Genomic DNA, 18699 nt, shown 5'->3' with positions numbered 1-18699 from the left:
GTTGTATCCGGGGCCAATGTTGGGAGGCTCGGCATGGCATTCGGTTGGGCACGATCTTCCGCAGCTCGGCAACTTCCGCTCAGGCTCACGAGCGGCGCGTTCTTCCTGAACTCGGGGCTCTCGAAACTCGGTGCGGACGAGGCCACCGCCGAGAGGCTGCAGCAGTTCGCCGCCACGACCTACCCGTTCCTGGGCAGGCACGACTCCCACAAGTTCGTACGGCTGCTCGCCGCCGGTGAGCTCGCCATTGCCACGACACTGCTCCTGCCAGTCGTCCCTGCCGCTGTCGCCGGGGTTGCGCTCACCGCATTCTCCGTTGGCACCCTCGGGCTCTACCTGCGTACGCCGGGGATGCGACAGGAAGGCAGCCTGCGCCCGACCGAGCAGGGAACCGCGCTGGCCAAGGACGTCTGGATGCTGGGCATCGGCGTCTCCCTCATCGCCGAGGGTGTGTACGAACACCGGTGACGCACCACGAGCGCGTCAGCCCCACGGCTGCCGTACGCGCTCCGTGACCGTTATTGGATCCGTCCTGGCGGGCGGACGTTCACCTCGCTGGAGCACATGCAGGCCGAGGCCCTGCTCTGGGCTAGGAACGTCGCAGGTCGGCGCCAGTTCCGCCCCCTGGACGGCGCGAAGCCTTTGTCCGTGTTCGAGGCGGTGGAGGCCACGGCCCTCCTGCCCCTGCCGCCCGAGCCGTTTGCGCTGGCCAGATGGTCGAAGGCAATGGTCGGCCCGGACATCCACGTCAAGGTCGGCCGCACTCTCTACTCGGTGCCCTGGAAGCTGATCGGACGCCGTGTCGATGTCCGCTCCACAGCCACCATGGTGCAGATCTTCGACGCGGGTGAATTGGTCAAGACCCACTCGGCAGTTGAGCAGGGCAAGCGCACTGACAAGAACGACTACCCGCCCGAGAAGATCGCCTTCCAGATACGGACGCCGATCTGGTGCCGTGGCCAGGCATCCCAGGTCGGGGACGCCTGCCGGGAAGTGATCGGCCAACTGTTGGAGGTCAACGCCCTCTACTGGCTCCGCGCAGCCCAAGGGGTCCTCGGACTGCGGAAGAAGTACGGAGACACGCGGCTGGAAGCCGCCTGCAGGAAGGCGGTCGCGGTCGGTGATCCGTCCTACCACACGGTCAAGGGCATCCTGGTCGCCGGCACCGAGACCGACCCGGAACCCGAGACCGGCGACGCCGGGGCCGCGGCCTTCCTGCACGGGCCCGAGGGCCTGTTCGCCGCCGCCATCCCGGTCCAGACCCCGGGCGATGTCCACGACGACCAGGACCGCGGTGACGCCGAGGAGGCCGCCCGATGAGCGTGATGACCACCGCCCTGCGCGACTCGCTCAAGACCCTGCGGCTGTCCGGGATGCTCGAAACGCTCGACGCCCGCCTCACCCAGGCTCAGGGCGGCGAGCTCGGACACCTCGACTTCCTCCAGGTCCTCTGCCAGGACGAGATCAGCCGCCGCGAGACCGTTGCTCTCGAACGCCGCCTGCGCAAGGCGAAGTTCGAGCAGCAGGCCACCTTGGAAGGCTTCGACTTCAACGCTTCCCCGAAGCTGCCGGCCGCCCAGATCCGCGACCTGGCGGCCCTGCGCTGGCTCCACTCCGGCGAGTCCGTCATTCTGTTCGGACCCGTCGGCGTCGGGAAGACACACGTTGCCCAGACCCTCGGCCATCAGGCTGTCCGCCAAGGCGCCAACGTCCGCTTCACCAAGACCAGCCGCATCCTGGCCGAGCTCGCCGGGGGCCACGCGGACCGCACCTGGGACAAGCGCATGCGCGAGATCGTCCACCCCGACCTGCTCATCCTCGACGACTTCGCCATGCGCCAGCTGACCGCACCCCAGGCCGACGACCTCTACGAACTCGTCTCCGAACGGCAGGGCCGGTCCCTGATCATCACCAGCAACAGGGCGCCCAGCGACTGGTATCCCCTCTTCCCCAACCCGGTCGTCGCCGAGTCGCTGCTGGACCGGCTGATCAATGCCAGCCACCAGGTCATCATGAACGGCCCCAGCTACCGGCCCAACAAGCGGCCAAAGGGCCCCGCCGACAAGCCACCGGTCAACTAGCAGGCGGCGAGAAGGTCGGCAAGGATGCCTGCCGGGTCGTGCAAAACCCGGGCGCCGTCGGTGACGACACGATGCGTTCCATGATCGACTGGATCTGTCTTTGCCCAGGTCGGAGAGCCGATGCCCAGCTCGACTTCCAGGCCGGAGGCCGTGGAATAGCGTCGTTCTGTGATCGGTCCCCACGATTGGGTGCGGATCGGTTCGCCCAGCCCGAGTTCCACGGCCCAGGCATCATCAAGGAGATACCGGGACTCATCCGTGGTCAGCAGGACGACGTCGATGTCGGAGTCCGGTCGCGCGGCGTTGCGGGCGCAAGACCCCACCAAGAGCAGGCCGACGATGTCTTCACGGCTCCTCGCCCAGCGTGTGATCTGGTTGATGACCTCGTTGATCTCAGCGACCCGCTCCGGCGACAGCGCGGTTGGAAGATTCACTGGTTGACCGTCGCGATGCACCTCGAATGCCCCTCGCTCAATCCGATGCCAGCATCGGACAGCTTCTCAGGCCGGTGCCACGACAGCCACCACCGGCGACAGCAGGGACCACGATGGCACAGCCACAAGCAAGCGGACTCGCTCCACATCATGCAATGCAACGGCCCACTACCTGGGGAATTACGTGACCACAGCTGTGGGGAATTACGTGACCGCCGACAACCCAGCTCAGCTCGATCATCCGGGCCCGCATCACCACATCCCGAGGAGCCTTCCGTGCCCGCGGCAACCTGCGAACGACAGCCCGCTCGCCCTCGTCACACTCCGGTCGCGCCCATAAAACCATCGTCCAGCACCCGCCCCCGAGCACCCGCAACTACCCCGCTATCAGGACATATACCCAGCCAAAGAGGAATCCAGCACTAGTCAGCCATTCCCTCACAGCGGGGGAACCTCACACCAGGGTCGGCCGATGCGAGGTGGAACAGTAGAAGGAGCTGTGCGGCAGGAGGACCCAGCTGCTGATCGGGCGCCTCACGGTGATGGACACGCACACGCGGAGCCCATCCGCGATTGTCACCGAGAGTTACGATTACTATGCGTTGCGTGCATAGTAATGGGCGGGTCAGTGCGTCACTGAAGCGATGGCGGCGTCATGGTATCTGGCTGGGGGTAGCGGCGGCCGCAGGTATCGTACTGGTCCTGACGTGGGGAAAACTTGATAAACCCGCTTCGCTCACAGCCGTTCTTGGCTTTGGAGTGTCCGTCGTCGGCCTGGCTGTCAACCTCTGGCGGGAAAGCGTTGCCAAAGAACGCGCCGAAGAGACCTTGTCGCAGGAGCGGCTGCAGCATCTGGCCAATCGGCTGGCCTCGGCGGTGCAGGAGCAGTGGCAGGCGGAGTGGCGGCTGCGCAGGCTCCAGGACCCGTCCCCGCTCCAGGTGCTGTGGGCGCCTGCCGAGGCGTGGCTTGCCGATGAGTGGGACGGTGCGGGCCGGGACGCGGGGCCGGAGGGCGAGCTTGAGGGTGTCGCGGCTGTTGTCGATACCGTGCCCTCGGGGCGGATGGTGGTGCTGGGCGGTCCGGGCAGCGGCAAGACGGTTCTCGCGGTCCGCTTCACCCTGGACAAGCTCGCACAACGTACTTCCGGTGATCCCGTTCCGGTGGTCTTCCCGCTGGCCGGCTGGCAGCCCGACCGGGAGCAGCTGCGGGACTGGATGGCCGCCCATCTGCGCGCCACCTACCCGGGAGCCCACTGGAGCCGGGACCTGTTGGAGGCTGGGCTCGTCCTGCCGGTCCTGGACGGCCTGGACGAGATGGCGGAGTCGTTGTGCGGTGCGGCGCTGCAGCGGCTGAACGCCGAACTTGATCCGGGGCAGAGCGTGCTGCTGACCTGCCGCACGCAGACGTACACGAAGGCCGTGGAGAGCGGAAACGTGTTCGCGCAGGCTGCCGTCGTCGAACTGCAGCCGCTGTCCTTCGCCTCCGCCAGCGCCTACCTGGTACGTACCGCCCGGCCGGTGCGCGGTGCGGGCGGGCAGCGGACTACGCGGTGGGACCCCGTCTTTGCGTATCTGCGCGCGCACGCGGACGCTCCCCTCGGCCGGTCCCTGAGCCTGGTCCTGGGTACGCCCTTGATGGTGGCGATGGCACGTGCCGTCTACAGCAACTCGGGCAGGGACCCGGCTGGCCTTCTCGAGGAGCGCTTCGCCGATCCGACGGTGCTCGAGCAGCACCTGCTGGAGGCGTTCGTGCCGGCCGCCTTCGCCGACAGCCCGTATGCCGAACGCGCTCCCGAATGGCTCCGGTACCTGGCCAGCACTATGCAGCGGCGCGGCACCCGGCGGTTTGCCTGGTGGCAGCTGCGCCTGGAACTGCCCTGGCTTCTGCGCAGGCTGGGACCGATCCTGGCCCTGGGCTGCACAGCCGTGGCCTTCAGCCTGGGGGTCTGCCGCACGATCGGGTGACATCTGATCTGGCTTGCCTTGTGGGGCGGGTGGGAAGGATGTCGCTGTGCCCAAGCCTTATCCGGAAGAGTTCCGTGAGGATGTCGTACGGGTCGCGAGGAACCGCGGCCCGGGCGTGACGGTGGAGCAGGTGGCCGCCGACTTCGGAGTGCACGCGATGACGCTGTGGAAGTGGATGCGCCGGGCGGACATCGACGACGGGACAAAGCCCGGAATGACCAGCCAGGACAACGCGGAGCTACGGGAAGCACGTCGGCGGATCAAGCTGCTGGAGCAGGAGAACGAGGTCCTGCGCCGGGCCGCGGCCTACCTGTCCCAGGCGAACCTGCCGGGAAAAGGATCTACCCGCTCGTGAAGGAGCTGGCCACGGGCGGGATTCCCGTCACGGTCACGTGCCGGGTCCTCAAGCTCGCCCGCCAGCCCTACTACCGCTGGCTGGAGCGGCCGGTGACCGATGCCGAGTTCGAGCAGGCCGCTCGCGCGAACGCGTTGTTCGACGCCCACCGTGAGGACCCGGAGTTCGGCTACCGCTTCCTGGCCGACGAGGCCCGCAGCATGGGAGCCGGCATGGCGGACCGGACCGCGTGGCGGATCTGTCGGGACAACCGCTGGTGGAGCGTGTTCGGCAAGAAGCGCGGCAGGGGCAAGAAGGCCGGCCCGCCGGTGCACGACGACCTCGTCCGCCGGGACTTCACCGCGACGGCCCGAACCGGCTGTGGCTCACCGACATCACCGAACACGCCACGGGAGAAGGGAAGTTGTATCTCTGCGCGGTCAAGGACGTCTTCAGCAAGCGGATCGTGGGCTACTCCATCGACACGCGGATGAAGTCCCGTCTGGCCGTCACAGCCCTGAACAACGCCGTTGCCCGGCGCGGACAAGTCGCCGGTTGTGTTCTGCACAGCGATCGCGGGTCGCAGTTCCGGTCACGGAAGTTCGTCCGGGCGCTCAGCCGGCACCAGATCGCTGGCTCGATAGGGAGAGTCGGGGCCGCAGGCGACAACGCGGCCATGGAGTCCTTCTTCAGCCTGCTGCAGAAGAACGTCCTCGACCGACGAAAGTGGGCCACCCGCCAGGAACTCCGGATCGCGATCGTGACCTGGATCGAGCGGACCTACCACCGACGCCGCAGACAAGCCTCACTCGGCCGGCTGACCCCCGTCGAATACGAAACCGTCATGACCACACCGGCCCTCAAGGCCGCGTGACCGAACCTGTCACCCAACGCTGCAGCAGACCCTGGTGCTGTCCCTGGCACGCGGCTTGTTCACGGATGGGTTGTGGGTGCCGACACGCAACTTGCCGTTCGTGACGGGTGGGTTCTTCGGTGGACTGTGTCTGGGCTACCTGGCGCTGTCGAGCAGGCGGCCCGCAGCGGGCCGAGACGGCGTTCACGAGGGGAGGCAGCTGGCACACGGAGTCCTGCGGATCATAGCCGCCGCGGTAGTGGCGGGCCTGGCGGCGGGTGCCGCCGCGCATACCGTCCTCGTTCCCTGGTCGGTGCCGTCGTTCCTGCCTGTCACATTCAGCGACACGGGATCGCTTACCATGGGCGCCGTCTGGGGCCTGGCCACGGCCATCGCCCTTGCGGTGCTGGGCATGGTCAGTGATCCGCTGCCCCTGTACACGCAACTCGCCAGGCACCACCTCACCAGCTCCGTAGTAATCGTCCTGTTCACGGCACTGCTGGCATACCTCATCCCATCGGCCCTCTACCTCCCCCATGCCCCTGTCTGGGGTGCGGTGTTCGCGGCACTCGCAGCAGTCCTTGCCGCGGCGGGACTCTACAACCGGCAGACCGGCGCTGCCAGGACAGCCACGCCACCAGCCACCAGCCGCCCGGCGCAGACGGCGCCAGCGCTTCCGGCGTGCCCTCGTCCGCGGGGTCACAGCTGGCCTGTTGGCCAGCCTGTGCCTCGGGTCCGCCTTCGGTATCGCCGCCGCCACAACACTGCGCATCCGCAGCACCCAGGACTGGAACTTCCCCCACGGCACACAGCACCAGATGTCCGACGGGACCCTCTACGTCATCACCTCGGACGGATGGCGCCACAGCCTGCACCCCAACGGCGACCGAAACCTACGCACCCCCCGGCCGGTTGACGGAGTGGTCCAGGAGGACCAGTACGGTTACCGCGACGCACACGCCGCGTCATCTCGCGACAAAGCCACACACTGGCACTGTTTAGAAAAGCGCTGCGTGCCCTTCCACGGCTACGTCGAAATCCGTCTCACCAAGTCCTACCAGGAGCCCGAGGTCAAACTCCCCAACGGCCGATACGTTGATGACTACGACCTTGTGGACGCACTGCCGCCCCCGCGCTCACGTGCCTGGCTGCTCGCAATGGCACCGAGCACACTCTTCCGCACCATGATGAGCTTTGCGCTGACTGTCAGTGTGGCACTGGGTCTGGTCAGTGGCCTGGCCTCCGGCATCCACGCTTGGCTGGTCTCACCCGCCGATACCGCGCGCGCCGTCAGCCCGCAGGCCGGACTGCGCACCGACAGGGCGACCGCCATCACCCGAGGCGTCGCGCTCACCGTACTCGGCTCTCTGATCACAACCGGGCTCTCCTTGCTCCCCTTCCTCCCCGTCCCGAAAGACAACTCGGACTACGCCGAGCTCTCGCTTCTGACATGGCTGTTCATCGGCCCGCTAACCATCTGCCTCAGTGCCTGGAACTGGTTCCTTGTCACCCGGCTGTGGCTGAGCACCACCGGACGCCTCCCGTGGCGCCTGATGGACTTCCTCGACCAAGCCCACAAGCGAGGAGTACTGCGACAAGCCGGAGCCACCTACGAGTTCCGCCACGCCCGACTGCAAGAGCACCTCGCCGACACTATCTCGAGTGGGCGTGTCAGTGATCTTGTGTAAGAGGTCGTTTCATCCTGTTGTTTCATCCTCGAATGCGGCTTTGGTGTGCTGGTGTCGGGTCGCGCCAGGAGATGGTGTTCTCGCTGGTGAGGCGGACTCGCGCAGTACCTGCGCCCTGGGCAGAACGGCACCCACGCCGGCCGCGGCCGCTCCGGAGCGAGCGGAGCGGCCGCGGCTGGCGTGATGGTCGGCGGGCCATGACGGGCGTGGGTCCCGTGAGCGTCAGCGGGCCGTGCCGAAGTCCTGCGTCCAGTAGTTGCCGGGCTGCGCCACCCCCACACCGATCTCCTTGAAGCCGCAGTCCAGGATGTTGCGCTTGTGGCCGGCGCTGGCCATCCAGCCCGCCATGACCTGCTCGGGCGTGGAGTACCCGTACGCAACGTTCTCGCCGTAGGTGCTCCAGAGGTAGCCCGCGCGCGTGATCCGCTGTCCCGGGTCGGACCCGTCGGAACCGGTGTGCGACATGGTGTTGTGGCTCGCCATGTCCGCGCTGTGGGCCTGGGCGGCCTGCGAGAGCTTCGCGTTCAGGGCGACCGGGGAGCAACCGACCTTGGCGCGCTCGCTGTTGACCAGGGCGACCACGCGGGCGACGGCGGCGGACGCGGGGGCCGCCGTGCCTGCGGCGGGAGCCGTGATGGTGGGCGGCTTCGGTGCGGCGGTCGTCGAGGGGGGCACGGCGGTCGGCTTCGGCGCGGCGGCGGTCCTCGTCGGGGCGGGCGGGGTAATCGCCTTCGAGACGGGTGCCTTGGACTTCTCCGGGGCGGGCGCCTCAGTCCTGGGAGAGGTCGTCGGCGAGGCCGGGGGCGAAGCCGTCGCCGTGGGCTTCGCGGTCCGGACGTCCCGCCCCCGGTGCCCGTCCCAGGACTCCTTCCTCCCGTCCGTCCGGTGTCCGTCCCAGGACGCTTTCCTCCCGTCCGTCCAGGGACCGCTGGCCGTGGCGGTGACGGCCTCGGCTCCTTCGTCGCCCATGCACGCCATGGCGGCCGACGGCACCGCCACCGCGCCCATCGCCAGGACGGCGACGACTATGGGCCGGCGGCGCGTCTTCCTGCCGTGCTTCCGGTGGTTCCTCATGCGGACCTCGTTCGGTCGACTCTCCTTGCGCCTCCGGCGGGCTCGGTTTCGCACAGATACTGCGCTTGACCTGCGGGGACGCCTTGCGGGGCCGCCATTGTTAAAAGCCGCAGGAGGGCACGACAACGGGGGCTTCCACTACCTCGCCTAGTAGGCGAGGGCACCCTTGAATCCGGCCCGGGATTATGCCGGGCCGCCGCTCCGGACGCCGACGGCGCCTCACACTCCGTCAGAAGGGCGGCAGAGGCGGTCCGGCGGCTCGAGGCCGGTGACCCGGGCCGGTGACCTCGGCCGAGATGCCGCGTATGCCTGCTTCCGTATGCCAGATCCGCTTATATCAGCCACACGCCACGTACTATCGCGGCACGTTGATGGGACCGGGCACGTGAGGGATGTCACTGACTTTCCCCACAACCCTTTCGGTGCCCGGCGTGCGGGGGGTGCAGTCAGGCGGCGGTGACCGTGCGCAGGAGCACGTCGAGGCCGCCGGCGTATATGCCGTGACGTCGTCGACCACACCTACCGCCAGGCCATCACCGCCGCCGCCAGCGGCTGCCAGGCCGCCCCGGACGCCGGACGCCACCTCGCGGCGCCGGGCGACGAACACGCCCTCGCCTCGGTCCCCGCGTAAAGGCAAGAGGACAGCACCGGGACATCTGGTGGAAGGCATCCACTGCGACGTGGATGCTGCCAGAACCGATGCCGAGCGCCCCCCGTGCCCGAGCCCGATCGACGACCGGGCTGCGCTGCGGAGCCGAAGTGGGACGGGTTCCGGACGCTGGTCTCCGTCGCGCAGGGTGACCACACAGGCCGGACGCCGCCCGCCCTCGATGGTGTGCCGGCGGCTGGGCAGCAGCACGGCCTGCCCGCCGGCGGGCTGGTCACCGAACTGCGGGCCCGCGGACCCTCTCGTACAGCGCGGGGTGGTTCCCTTTGACGACGGCCAGGTGGTGGGCGCCGCGTTCGCGCAGGTAGGAGGCGTGATCGTGCTGGCTGTGGAGAGCGTCGGCGGTGATCACCGCGCCGGTCAGGTCGATGCCGTCCAGGAGCGGGGCGAAGGCCGGGGTCTCGTTGCTCTTGTCGTCGATCTGCCGTTGGGCGAGGACCTGGCCGGTGTGGGGCATCGCCGCGATCAGTGCGACGGCTGGCCGCTTCGCGGTGCGGGAGCCCCGAAGTGTTTTGCCGTCGACGGCGATGACCCGCCGGCCGGGCCCCGGCTTCTGGCGTTCGGCGAGGAAGAGGCCGACAGCCCGGTCCAGGGCGTCGCCGTCCGCTGCGGCCAGGACGAGGCGGAGGGTCGTGGGGTGCGGTACGCGGAGGAGACCGGTCAGCGGGTCGGGGCGGAACCCGATCCGGGACAGGACGCGCTGCGGCGCGTCCGCGACCCACTCGCCGATCGCCGTGATCGAAGCGGCGCCGGACAGTACGGCAGCGGCTGCGGCGGTCAGCAGGGCTGTCCACGGATGACGGATGCCGCGACGAGCCCGTGGATCAGGCACCGCGACCAGATATCTCCGCAGGTCGGCGACCGTCGAAATTGGGTGCGGATCCTTTGAAGGGATGATCGGCTGCTCAATACCGGGGAGACGGCGCTGGCTCCGTTCGGCATCGGGTGGATGGAGGGTTACGGCAATGGTGCGATGCGGTTGCCCGAGTTCACGGAGGACGGATGGGAGAGAACTGCCGGAAGTCTGTGCGGTACGCGCCTTGGGGAAGTGCCCTACTACCCGCTGAACTGCGGTGACGACGGTACTGAGGTCGAGGAGTGGGACTTCGGTGGGTGACACCAGGCCGCCGGTTCGCCGCCATGCTCGACAATCGCGACGCCGGCCCCCTGCCGCCCTGGCTCGATTCAGCAGAGCGCAGGAAGACCTGGAACAGGTCACGGCAGCTGACGATATCGACGAGCCGGTCCTTTTCGTCGACCAGCGGGAGTCATTCGATGCCGTGTCGCGTCATCAGCCGGGTGGCCTCCGGCAGGGCCGCCTCCGCGGGACCGTCACGGCGGGCGCCAACACCAGCCCGCCGACGGTGCGCGCCCGGACCTGACAAGCCCCCTTGCTGACGGTGAGTCAGGTAAGGCCTACGGAACCGCCCCGAGGGCCCCTCTGTTTCGGCGGTGTGTGCCGCATCACGCCCCCGAGGATCACCTAAGTTGTCTTAGTCACAGCGCAAATGTCCCTTTCGTGTCCATGCTCGACCTGGACAGCGACTCCCGAAGTGGAGCCCGTCTGCATGGGCGCGAAGTTCCGAAGCGGCCCATGACGCAGCCCTCGTGACGTTCCTCCTTGTTCCCTTGGAAAGGTGCCCATCATGGCCGCATACCTCTGTCCTCCTGCCGTGATACACGGCGAGCACACCGTGGAGACCCGCCAGATCGTGGCGGAGGTGCGCGCCCGGCACCCGCATGCGGCGTGGGCGCCGCGGATCGACGGCATCGCGGCCAGTACGGGCATCGAGACCCGCGGGTGGATGCTGCCGTTGGAGACCGCCGTCGCGCCCGGCGACGGCAGCGGCCTGCAGGCTGTCGGCATCGGGACCGCCCAAGAGGCGCTGGCACGCGACGGGTTCACCCAGCAGGACGTGGACCGCGTGATCGCCGCGCTCGAGTCGATACCCGCGCCGCAGACCGTCCAGGAGCGCACCGCTCCGGCCTGGGAGGCCGTGCAGTCCTACGGGGAGCGTGCGGCGCGCGGGGCCCTGCAGATCGCCGGGCTGGACGCCGCAGACATCGACTGCCTGATCACCAGTCACTCCACCACCCCGGCGCTGCCCGGTCTGGACATCGCCCTGGCCAACAAGCTTGCGCTCCGCAACGACGTGATGCTGCTGCCAGCCACGCAGTGGGCCTGTGTCGCGGGGACCCGCTCCCTGGCCCTGGCGGCTGATCTCGTGGCCGCGGACCCCGATCGGGTGGTCCTGGTCGTGATCGCGGAAGCGCTGAGCACGACCTACCAGCCCGCGGACGACACCCTCGAGTCCCTGATCGTCCGGTTGCTGTTCGCGGACACCGCTGTCGCCGCGGTGGTCACGGGCCGCCCGAGGCGCGAGTCGGTGCTGCGGCTGGACGCGGCCTGGCACCACACCGTGCCCGACACCCAAGACCTGCACTGCCTGGAAACACGGGCGGACGGCACCCACTTCGTGATGGACCGGCGCGGGCCGCGCGCCGTACAGGAGACGGTCACCGCGATGTGGGAGTGGCTGCGCGTCCGTTACCAGGACGACCCCGACTCCTGGCACCCCGACGTGCTGCTCGCGCACCCCGGCGGGACCCGGGTGCTGGAGTACATGGAGCAGACGATGCCCGACGCATGGCCGTCCGGGTTGCTGGACTACAGCCGGGACAGCTACACCAGCGGCAACCGCGGAGGCGCCGCCGTGTTCGACATCCTGAGGCGGGCGCACGACGCCGGACAGAAGTCGGGCAGTCGCGCCGTCCTGTACGCGGCGGCACCGGGCCTCACCGCCACCGCCCTGGAAGGGGAGTGGCTGTAGTGAGAGCCCGCGCCACCCCAACAGCGAACGGGCCGCCCGCATCACCGGTCACGCCACCGATACCACCGAGGGCGCCGTTCGTACCGTCGGTGGCGCCGGCTGACGCGCACGCCGCCCCTGCCCTCGCGTACGCCCGGCCGCGCCCCGCCCCGCAGCCGCGTCATCTTGCGACTTCCGCCCAGACCACCTTGCCGGTCTCCGTCCACCGCACCCCCCAGCGGGTGGTGAGCCGGTGCACGATGTGCAGGCCACGCCCGCCGTCGTCGATGAGGCCGCCCCGACTCAGACGCGGCCTGCCGTTGCCGGTGTCGCCCACCTCGCACAGCAGGCCGTGACCACCGGCCCTGATCAGTCGTATCGTGATGGGACCGGCGGCAAAGCGCACCGCGTTCGTCACCAGCTCGCTGACCAGCAGCGCCACGTCGTCCTGGGTGTCGCTCCTGGTGTGCCACTGCCGCAGCAGTGCGGAGACGTGCGCGCGGGCACGGGCGGGCGCGTCGTCGCGAGCGGGCAGCCGCCAGGTCGCGGTGTCCCCCTTGCGGTAGCCGATCATGCGCGCGAGCAGCAGGGTCACGTCGTCGCGCTGGCGCACGGGCGCCAGCGCGGAGACGACGTGCCGTGCGGCCTGCTGCAGGGCATCCCAGGGGTGCACCGAGGACACGGTTTCCGCCAGCCTGCTGATGCCCTCGTCGATCGACAGGGCCGGATCCTCCACCAGACCGTCGGTGTAGAGGGCGAGCAGGGAACCCGGCGGTGCGCCGAACGTGTGCACGTCGAACGGCTCCCGCAGCGCGAACTCTGCGCCCAGGCCCGGGTGAGGGCGGACCGCGAGCGGGCCTGCTTGCCCGTTCGGAAGCACCAGGACCGGAGGGAGGTGGCCCGCGCTGGAGAGGACCACGTGGTGGCTGACCGGGTCGTAGAGGGCGATGCAGCAGGTGGATCCGAGGGCGCTGTAGCCGGCCGCCAGCCCGGACTCCGCGTCGTCCAGCAGCGTCACGGTCTCGTCCAGGTGCTCCAGCACCTCGTCGGGTGCCAACCCCGCGGACAACAGCGCGCGGGCCTCCATGCTCAGCTGGCCCATGGTTGCCGCGGCTCCCAGGCCGTGCCCGACGACGTCACCGACCACCAGCGCGGTACGGCCGTCCGGGAGAGGAAAGCTGTTCACCCAGTCGCCGCCGACGCCCGCGCTGTCGGGGGTGGCGGGCTGGTAGACGCTGGCGATCTCAATGGTATGGCCGCCGGTCCGGGGCAGCAGCCGGCGCTGCAACGCCAGCACCTGGGTGTGCTCGCGCTGGTGTTGACGGGCCAGGTCGACGTGATGTGCGGTCCTGGCCACCAGTTCCTGCAGGTCGAACAACTCGCTGTCGCGGAAGGGGCGGTCCGCCCGCCGCCAGACCTCCGCCAGGCCCAGCACGACGGGTGGCGCGCCGTCCAGGACCAGCGGTACGCACGCCACACTCGCCGACCGGTCACCGGGCACCAGGGCACGGATCACTCGCTGACTGCCGAGCAGCCGCTCGACCGCCTCCCGGTCGGGTATGACGAGGGGTTGCGGGGCATCGTCCCGCCGTACCGCCTGTGCCAGCAGGCGACTCGCGTCGCTCGGAAGATCCCCGCCCGGAGTCACGTAACCCTCGGGCCACGCCCGGTCCGGCACCAGGGCTGCCCGCCGTAGCCGGATGCGCCCCTGCGCGTGCTCGGTGACTCCCTCGCCCGTCCACACGGCGAAGTCGAGATCGACGGCGGCCACGTCTCCCCAAGCCAGCAGGGACTCCGCCAGCGACTGCGCGGTCTCGCCGATGTCCAGCGAGGTGCCGATCGCGGTCTCGGCGGCGTACAGGTGCAGCCTCCTGGCCATGGCGATCACGGAGACGGTCAAGCCCTCCTGAGGCGCCGCGGCGGGCAGAATGCTCAGCGAGACCACCAGCTCCGACCCGTCGCCGCGCCGCAGGCGCTGGATCCGGGCGACGTGCGCCTCACCGATCTCCAGGACCTGCCGCAACCGCCGTGTGACCGTCGGTACGTCCCCGGCGGGCAGGAGATCGGCGAACGGACTCCCGGCCTCGACGTCCAGACCCGCGAATACGGGGGCGTCCAGATTGCAGCCGGTGATTCTCAGATCCCTGTCCAGGTTGACCACGCCGAGAATCCGATCCTGACGGTCGGCTGCCGGATTGTCGGGTACGCGTTGGCGGGTGGTGCGGTCGCCCTGCGCGTTCGCAGGACCGGCCGCCGCTGCCGCTCCGCCGCGCGGGACGTAGCGCCCCAGGGCGCTGCTGACCAGGTCAAACGGCGAAGAGGACGAGGGGGAGGGTGTGGAGTCCATGCGGCTCTCTCGCAATCCCCGGCGCAGCGCCGGGGCTGTACTCGGACCCGTGCGTCGGGGCACCGAGATCCCTGACCGCACACCTCATTGAATAACACCGGGGGTCGCTTCGCCCACACCAGCGGATCGCGCGGTGAACGCTGACCATGAGGGAATACCGCGGCCGGCGGGACCGTGCTCACCTTGCCGGGGGCGTCGGCCACCAGTATGCGACGACCGCCTTAGACGAGGTCTAAACGCCTGCGATCCTGGCGTCATGACCTACCGCCGTCCCAATCGAGAACGTGCATTCAGGCAAGCTCAACGGACTCGCGCCTCGCGCCGCCGATCGACCCCGCCATACTTGATCGAGAACGTTGCAGCACAGGTCAGAATGTCCAATCTCACCGCAGCGCAAATCGTCCAGGGCTGGGGCATCGGGGCAGCACCACCCGTCGACGACTACCAAATCTCGACCCGCTGACCACCTCGCGCGCCTCAGCTTGTTCTTTATCTGCCGTCAGCGTCGTAGGGCGGGGTCGGAAGGTTCCAGACGGCGTCTGACCGGCTGACGATCCTTCGTAGTTCGCGGGCGCTTCGTGGTGATACGGCCTGCATCACGGTGTCGAGGAGAGCTCGTGCTTCGAGAGGGTTGCCGCAGCAGTACCAGTGCACGTTGCCCCACTCGTAGTCGTGCCACAGATCATGCTCGGGCTGGTGGACGTAGTCCTTCCACAGGCTCACAGCCGCGCTGACGTCGCCTGGCTGCAGATAGTTGCGGGTGTGCTCGAGACGGATGATCTCGGACAGTGCATGCGAAGACAGGCCGTCGATGACTGGCCTTGTACCCGTTGTCCGGTGGCTGTCGAAGGCACCGGCGCGGATCTGTCCTGGCCGTCTACGCGGCATGGACCTTTCGGTTCGTCGTCATGCGGTACATGGTGCCACGGTCTCGAATGGCGTCTCGAACGGATTCGCTCGCATGGGGATTCACCGGACGTAGGGGCGGCCTCCGTTTGATCATGTGCTCCGACCAAGGTGCACGTGACCACGACGAAGGCCGTGAGGGTGAGTCTGCTGGCTGGATGCTGTCCAGAGGGAGGCGTTCGCGGAAGCGTCACGCTTCCGGGGCGAGTTCTACGAGTGTCTGACCGCTCGGCGCGATGAGTTGTTCGAGTTGGTGGACGCGGTGCTGTGTGCGGACGGTGCGGTGAAGTCGCCGGTGGACTTGACGTTGTTGCCCGAGCATCGTCGTGGGCACGGAGCGATGTACGGCGGCCTGAACCACGGCCGGATCGACACCGAACGGCTACGGACGGTGCTGGCCGGGCTGCGACTGCCGCGTTTCGACGGCGGGCGCCTGGTCCTGGCGGTCGATGTGTCGCCGTGGCTTCGATCGGACGCACCGTGCTCGGCGGAGCGCCTGTTCTGCCACGTCTACGGCCGTGCGAAAACAGCCTCGCAGTTCATCCCGGGCTGGCCCTACTCCTTCGTCGCTGTGCTGGAGCCCGGCGCCACGTCCTGGACCGCGATCCTGGACGCGGTCCGGCTCGGTCCGGTCGACGACGCGACAGCAGCCACCGCTGACCAGCTCCGGGGAGTCGTTGAACGGCTCATCACTGCGGGCCAGTGGCAGGCCGGGGACCCGCATATCGTGATCGTCAGTGATGCCGGCTACGACGTCACCCACCTGGCCTGGGTCCTGCGCGACCTTCCGGTCGAGTTGGTCGGCCGGGTCCGCTCCGACCGCGTCATGCGTCTGCCGAAACCGCCCAGGATGCACGGCGTCAATGGCCGTCCGCCCAAGCACGGCCCGGAATTCCGCTTCAAGAAGCCGGAGACCTGGCCTGAGCCCGCGATCACCACGGTCACGGACACCACCAATTACGGCAAGGCCGAGACCCAGGCATGGGACCGGGTCCACCTCCGGCTCACCCACCGCTCCTCATGGCTTGATCACGAGGGTGAACTTCCTCTGGTCGAGGGCACGTTGATCCGGCTGAAGGTCGAGCACCTGTCGAAGGAAAGGGACGCTCCGCCGGTGTGGTTGTGGTCCTCGAAGACCGGCGCCACCCCGGACGATGTGGACCGTTGCTGGCAGGCATTTCTCCGTCGCTTCGATCTGGAACACACCTTCCGCTTCGCGAAGCAGACCCTCGGCTGGACCACCCCGAAACTCCGCACCCCGGAGGCGGCGGACCGCTGGACCTGGATCCTGATCGTCGCCCACACCCAACTCCGGCTCGCCCGGCCGCTTGCCGCGGACCTCCGCCGGCCCTGGGAGAAACCCGCCAACTCCGACCGGCTCACTCCGGCCCGGGTCCGCCGGGGGTTCAGGAACATCCGCGCTCACCTGGCCTGTCCGACCCGTGTTCCCAAACCCACCGGCACCGGCCCCGGACGGCCATCCGGCGCGAAGAACAAACACCGGGCACCCCGCTACGACGTCGGCAAGACCGTCAAACGCCCCGAGACCCTCAAGGCCATCGGCAAGCCTGGCAGGTCCTGGTAGATAAAGAACAAGCTCAGAGGTCGTTTTCATCTAATTTGCGCCACCACATGCACCTCGGAACTGCACTCGCGCCTCTTACGTGTCGGTTCCGCATGCGGCACGACGAGGGGAACCGCTGATATAGCTATTTTTTGGAATGAGACAGGCTTGCCGGGATGAGACAGGCGATACGGTCGTTCACTCCGCCGCACCGACCGCAAGGAACACCAGCGCCTCAAGAGCCGAGTTTCGTTACAGCGGCATGTTGGGATCAAACAGACTCTGCCGATGAAAACGACCTCTCAGATGTTCCGGGGGCCGAGAAGCGTGCTCCGCGCACCTGGCTGCCGCGGAAGAGGAGTCCGTGAGCTCGTGCAGATCGCACCGTGACGTTGGCGAGGGCATGCACCCGACGACGTATGTGCTCTTCGAGGAAGGGGCGCGTTGCGCCGATCATCACGTTGTCGGGAACGGCTGGTTTGCGTGTCCCATCGACGTAGTACTGCAACGCTGTCCCTGTTCCCAGCTGCGCGCCGTCTTGGACGAGGGCGTCGACGATTCCGGGGAACCAGCGTTCCAGTTGGTGTGCCCCAAGAAGGAGAGCAGGGCGTGCAGTTGGCGGCGGCGGGGGCGCCGTTGCCTGGGCTGCTGGCGCTGTCGGGCTCGAGGATGACAACTTCGTCCGCCTGGTCGCACAGGACGCGTGCTGCGAGCAGTCCGGCCCAGCTCCCGCCCAGCACAATGGCTCGTCGCACTGAACTCCCCCTGGTGGTGGCCTCGTTCGACCTGTTGGTCGCCGTGGCCTTGGGTTGATCGGATGCTGCGACCCTAGCGGCCGGGGCTTGCCCTGACACCCGCGGTCGCCTCGGGTCAGGAACACGGGCCCGGCTTCCTGCGCTACGACCTCGATGCTGACTCCGCACAACAAACACCCGCCCGTCGACGACCTGGCGGGCATGGAACGGGTGACGAGAATCGAACTCGCGCTCTCTCAGCTTGGGAAGCGACGGAGCTGGGCGCCCAGATGGTCGCTGACCTGTGTTGATTCATTGCGCCGCCCCTGTTGCACGGGTCTGATCGCACCGCTGTCGACCGTGGTTGTCCGTTCTTCACGGGCATGGATTAGGCACGGCGGGGGCTACTTCTGCTTGCCGCTGCCCGCCGGGACGCTTGCCTGGCCGTTTCCGGCCGCGTTGCCCGTGCCGCCGACGTCGTTGCCGGAGTCGCCAGCGCTTCCCGCCTTGCCGTTGCCGGCGGGCCTGCTCGGCGCGGCGGTCGCCCGCGCCAACTGCTCGGAACAGTATGCGGCGACCTTGTCCGTCCCGCCGGAGGCCGTCACGAGTCGCTGCCAAGCCGTTCCCTCGAGCGCTTTGCCGCGATCCTTGACCTGCTCGTAGGCGCGGCAATGGGCTTCGGTGTCCTGGGCGGTGGCCGGGCCGTCCGTCGGTCCGGGGACGTCGGAGGACGCCGAAGGGGCCTCACCGCCCGGCTCGTCCGGGGCGGCGGCCGACGGGTGCGCGGTCCCCCGCGCGGCGCCGTCACCGTCCGTGGACGAGCCGACGGACCCGATGGCCGCGACCGCGACTCCACCCAGCGTGAGGCTGGCGAACACCACGCCGAGCGTCATCTTCACGGGACGCCTGGCACGCCGCTCCGCGGGCAACCGCCAGTCGTCCCTGCGCCGGGGGCGCGCTTGCTGCGCGCCTTCTTCATGGGCAGCCCGGAAGGCGGTCAGGGCCCGCTGCTCGGCCTCGGGGTCGAGATGGCCTGCGCGTAGAACGGCACCCAACTCCATTTCCAGCGTGGCAGCGTCACGCACCTCCCACGGGTCGGACACGGCGCCGCCAGGGTGCGCACGTCGACGGCCCGGAACTCCGTCACCGCCCAACCGTTCACCCATGTCCGCTTCCGTTCCTGTTCGACCGGTTCAATTCGTTCGGCGTTCCGGGTCTGATGCCTGTCCGTCGGTAACTGTT

The 18699-nt window shown here is 68.6% G+C and carries 14 protein-coding genes and 1 pseudogene; 10 read left to right on the top strand and 5 right to left on the bottom strand.

Annotation, left to right across the window (positions count from 1 at the left end):
- Nucleotides 1-33: 33 nt before the first annotated feature.
- From OG410_RS41870 to istB, 3 genes are all read left to right on the top strand, one after another.
- Nucleotides 34-468 (top strand): hypothetical protein, encoded by a 435-nt coding sequence (locus OG410_RS41870; RefSeq protein WP_329304476.1) that lies wholly within the window; start codon nt 34-36, stop codon nt 466-468.
- A 96-nt stretch (nt 469-564) separates the two neighbouring features.
- Nucleotides 565-1320, top strand: coding sequence for a Mu transposase domain-containing protein (locus OG410_RS41865; RefSeq protein ID WP_329303967.1), 756 nt, complete (start codon nt 565-567; stop codon nt 1318-1320).
- Entirely contained in the window at nt 1317-2081 is a 765-nt protein-coding gene (gene istB / locus OG410_RS41860; RefSeq protein WP_329303966.1) for an IS21-like element helper ATPase IstB, read from the top strand. The genes OG410_RS41865 and istB overlap by 4 nt, the downstream gene beginning before the upstream one ends.
- Here the strand turns inward: istB and OG410_RS41855 are convergent.
- Entirely contained in the window at nt 2078-2515 is a 438-nt protein-coding gene (locus OG410_RS41855; RefSeq protein WP_329303965.1) for a nucleotidyltransferase domain-containing protein, read from the bottom strand. The two genes, istB and OG410_RS41855, sit on opposite strands and share 4 nt — an antisense overlap.
- Nucleotides 2516-3343: 828 nt before the next feature.
- On the opposite strand from OG410_RS41855, the gene OG410_RS41850 reads away from it, so the two are divergent.
- From OG410_RS41850 to OG410_RS41835, 4 genes are all read left to right on the top strand, one after another.
- Nucleotides 3344-4480 carry an NACHT domain-containing protein gene (locus OG410_RS41850; RefSeq protein WP_329303964.1) on the top strand — a complete coding sequence of 379 codons (1137 nt, stop codon included), beginning with the start codon at nt 3344-3346 and terminating at the stop codon, nt 4478-4480.
- Nucleotides 4481-4526: 46 nt separating this feature from the next.
- A complete protein-coding gene (locus OG410_RS41845; RefSeq protein ID WP_329303963.1) occupies nt 4527-4835 on the top strand; it encodes a transposase in 309 nt (102 codons plus the stop codon).
- A gap of 229 nt (nt 4836-5064) precedes the next feature.
- A complete protein-coding gene (locus tag OG410_RS41840; RefSeq protein WP_329303962.1) occupies nt 5065-5688 on the top strand; it encodes an IS3 family transposase in 624 nt (207 codons plus the stop codon).
- A 692-nt stretch (nt 5689-6380) separates the two neighbouring features.
- A complete protein-coding gene (locus tag OG410_RS41835; RefSeq protein WP_329303961.1) occupies nt 6381-7355 on the top strand; it encodes a hypothetical protein in 975 nt (324 codons plus the stop codon).
- 222 nt (nt 7356-7577) lie between these two features.
- Here OG410_RS41835 and OG410_RS41830 read toward each other — a convergent pair whose 3' ends face one another.
- Nucleotides 7578-8429 carry a CAP domain-containing protein gene (locus OG410_RS41830; protein WP_329303960.1) on the bottom strand — a complete coding sequence of 284 codons (852 nt, stop codon included), beginning with the start codon at nt 8427-8429 and terminating at the stop codon, nt 7578-7580.
- 502 nt (nt 8430-8931) lie between these two features.
- On the opposite strand from OG410_RS41830, the pseudogene OG410_RS41825 reads away from it, so the two are divergent.
- Nucleotides 8932-9060, top strand: a pseudogene (locus OG410_RS41825) (thioredoxin-disulfide reductase); the annotation flags it as partial.
- A gap of 250 nt (nt 9061-9310) precedes the next feature.
- Here OG410_RS41825 and OG410_RS41820 read toward each other — a convergent pair.
- A complete protein-coding gene (locus OG410_RS41820; RefSeq protein WP_329303959.1) occupies nt 9311-9928 on the bottom strand; it encodes an ISAs1 family transposase in 618 nt (205 codons plus the stop codon).
- Between the two features lie 814 nt (nt 9929-10742).
- On the opposite strand from OG410_RS41820, the gene OG410_RS41815 reads away from it, so the two are divergent.
- Entirely contained in the window at nt 10743-11927 is a 1185-nt protein-coding gene (locus OG410_RS41815) for a type III polyketide synthase (RefSeq protein WP_329303958.1), read from the top strand.
- A 160-nt stretch (nt 11928-12087) separates the two neighbouring features.
- Here OG410_RS41815 and OG410_RS41810 read toward each other — a convergent pair whose 3' ends face one another.
- Complete coding sequence (locus OG410_RS41810) at nt 12088-14253, bottom strand: ATP-binding SpoIIE family protein phosphatase (RefSeq protein ID WP_329303957.1); 2166 nt, start codon at nt 14251-14253, stop codon at nt 12088-12090.
- A 1060-nt stretch (nt 14254-15313) separates the two neighbouring features.
- Here OG410_RS41810 and OG410_RS41805 point away from each other — a divergent pair.
- The gene (locus tag OG410_RS41805; protein ID WP_329304475.1) at nt 15314-16744 is read left to right on the top strand and encodes an NF041680 family putative transposase; all 1431 of its coding nucleotides are present in this window, start codon (nt 15314-15316) and stop codon (nt 16742-16744) included.
- Nucleotides 16745-17861: 1117 nt separating this feature from the next.
- Here OG410_RS41805 and OG410_RS41800 read toward each other — a convergent pair.
- Nucleotides 17862-18560, bottom strand: a complete 699-nt coding sequence (locus OG410_RS41800) for a hypothetical protein (protein ID WP_329303956.1) — start codon at nt 18558-18560, stop codon at nt 17862-17864.
- Between the last annotated feature and the right edge of the window lie 139 nt (nt 18561-18699).

The organism is Streptomyces sp. NBC_00659, assembly GCF_036226925.1.
GTDB lineage: Bacteria > Actinomycetota > Actinomycetes > Streptomycetales > Streptomycetaceae > Streptomyces.
The sequence above is the reverse complement of the archived record's forward strand: the minus strand, read 5'-3'. Positions and strand labels throughout refer to the sequence as shown.

Coding starts and splice junctions, on each gene's coding strand:
- OG410_RS41870 (WP_329304476.1), top strand. CDS start 34: ATGGCATTCGGTTGGGCACGATCTTCCGCAGCTCGGCAACTTCCGCTC.
- OG410_RS41865 (WP_329303967.1), top strand. CDS start 565: ATGCAGGCCGAGGCCCTGCTCTGGGCTAGGAACGTCGCAGGTCGGCGC.
- istB (WP_329303966.1), top strand. CDS start 1,317: ATGAGCGTGATGACCACCGCCCTGCGCGACTCGCTCAAGACCCTGCGG.
- OG410_RS41830 (WP_329303960.1), bottom strand. CDS start 8,429: ATGAGGAACCACCGGAAGCACGGCAGGAAGACGCGCCGCCGGCCCATA.
- OG410_RS41815 (WP_329303958.1), top strand. CDS start 10,743: ATGGCCGCATACCTCTGTCCTCCTGCCGTGATACACGGCGAGCACACC.
- OG410_RS41810 (WP_329303957.1), bottom strand. CDS start 14,253: ATGGACTCCACACCCTCCCCCTCGTCCTCTTCGCCGTTTGACCTGGTC.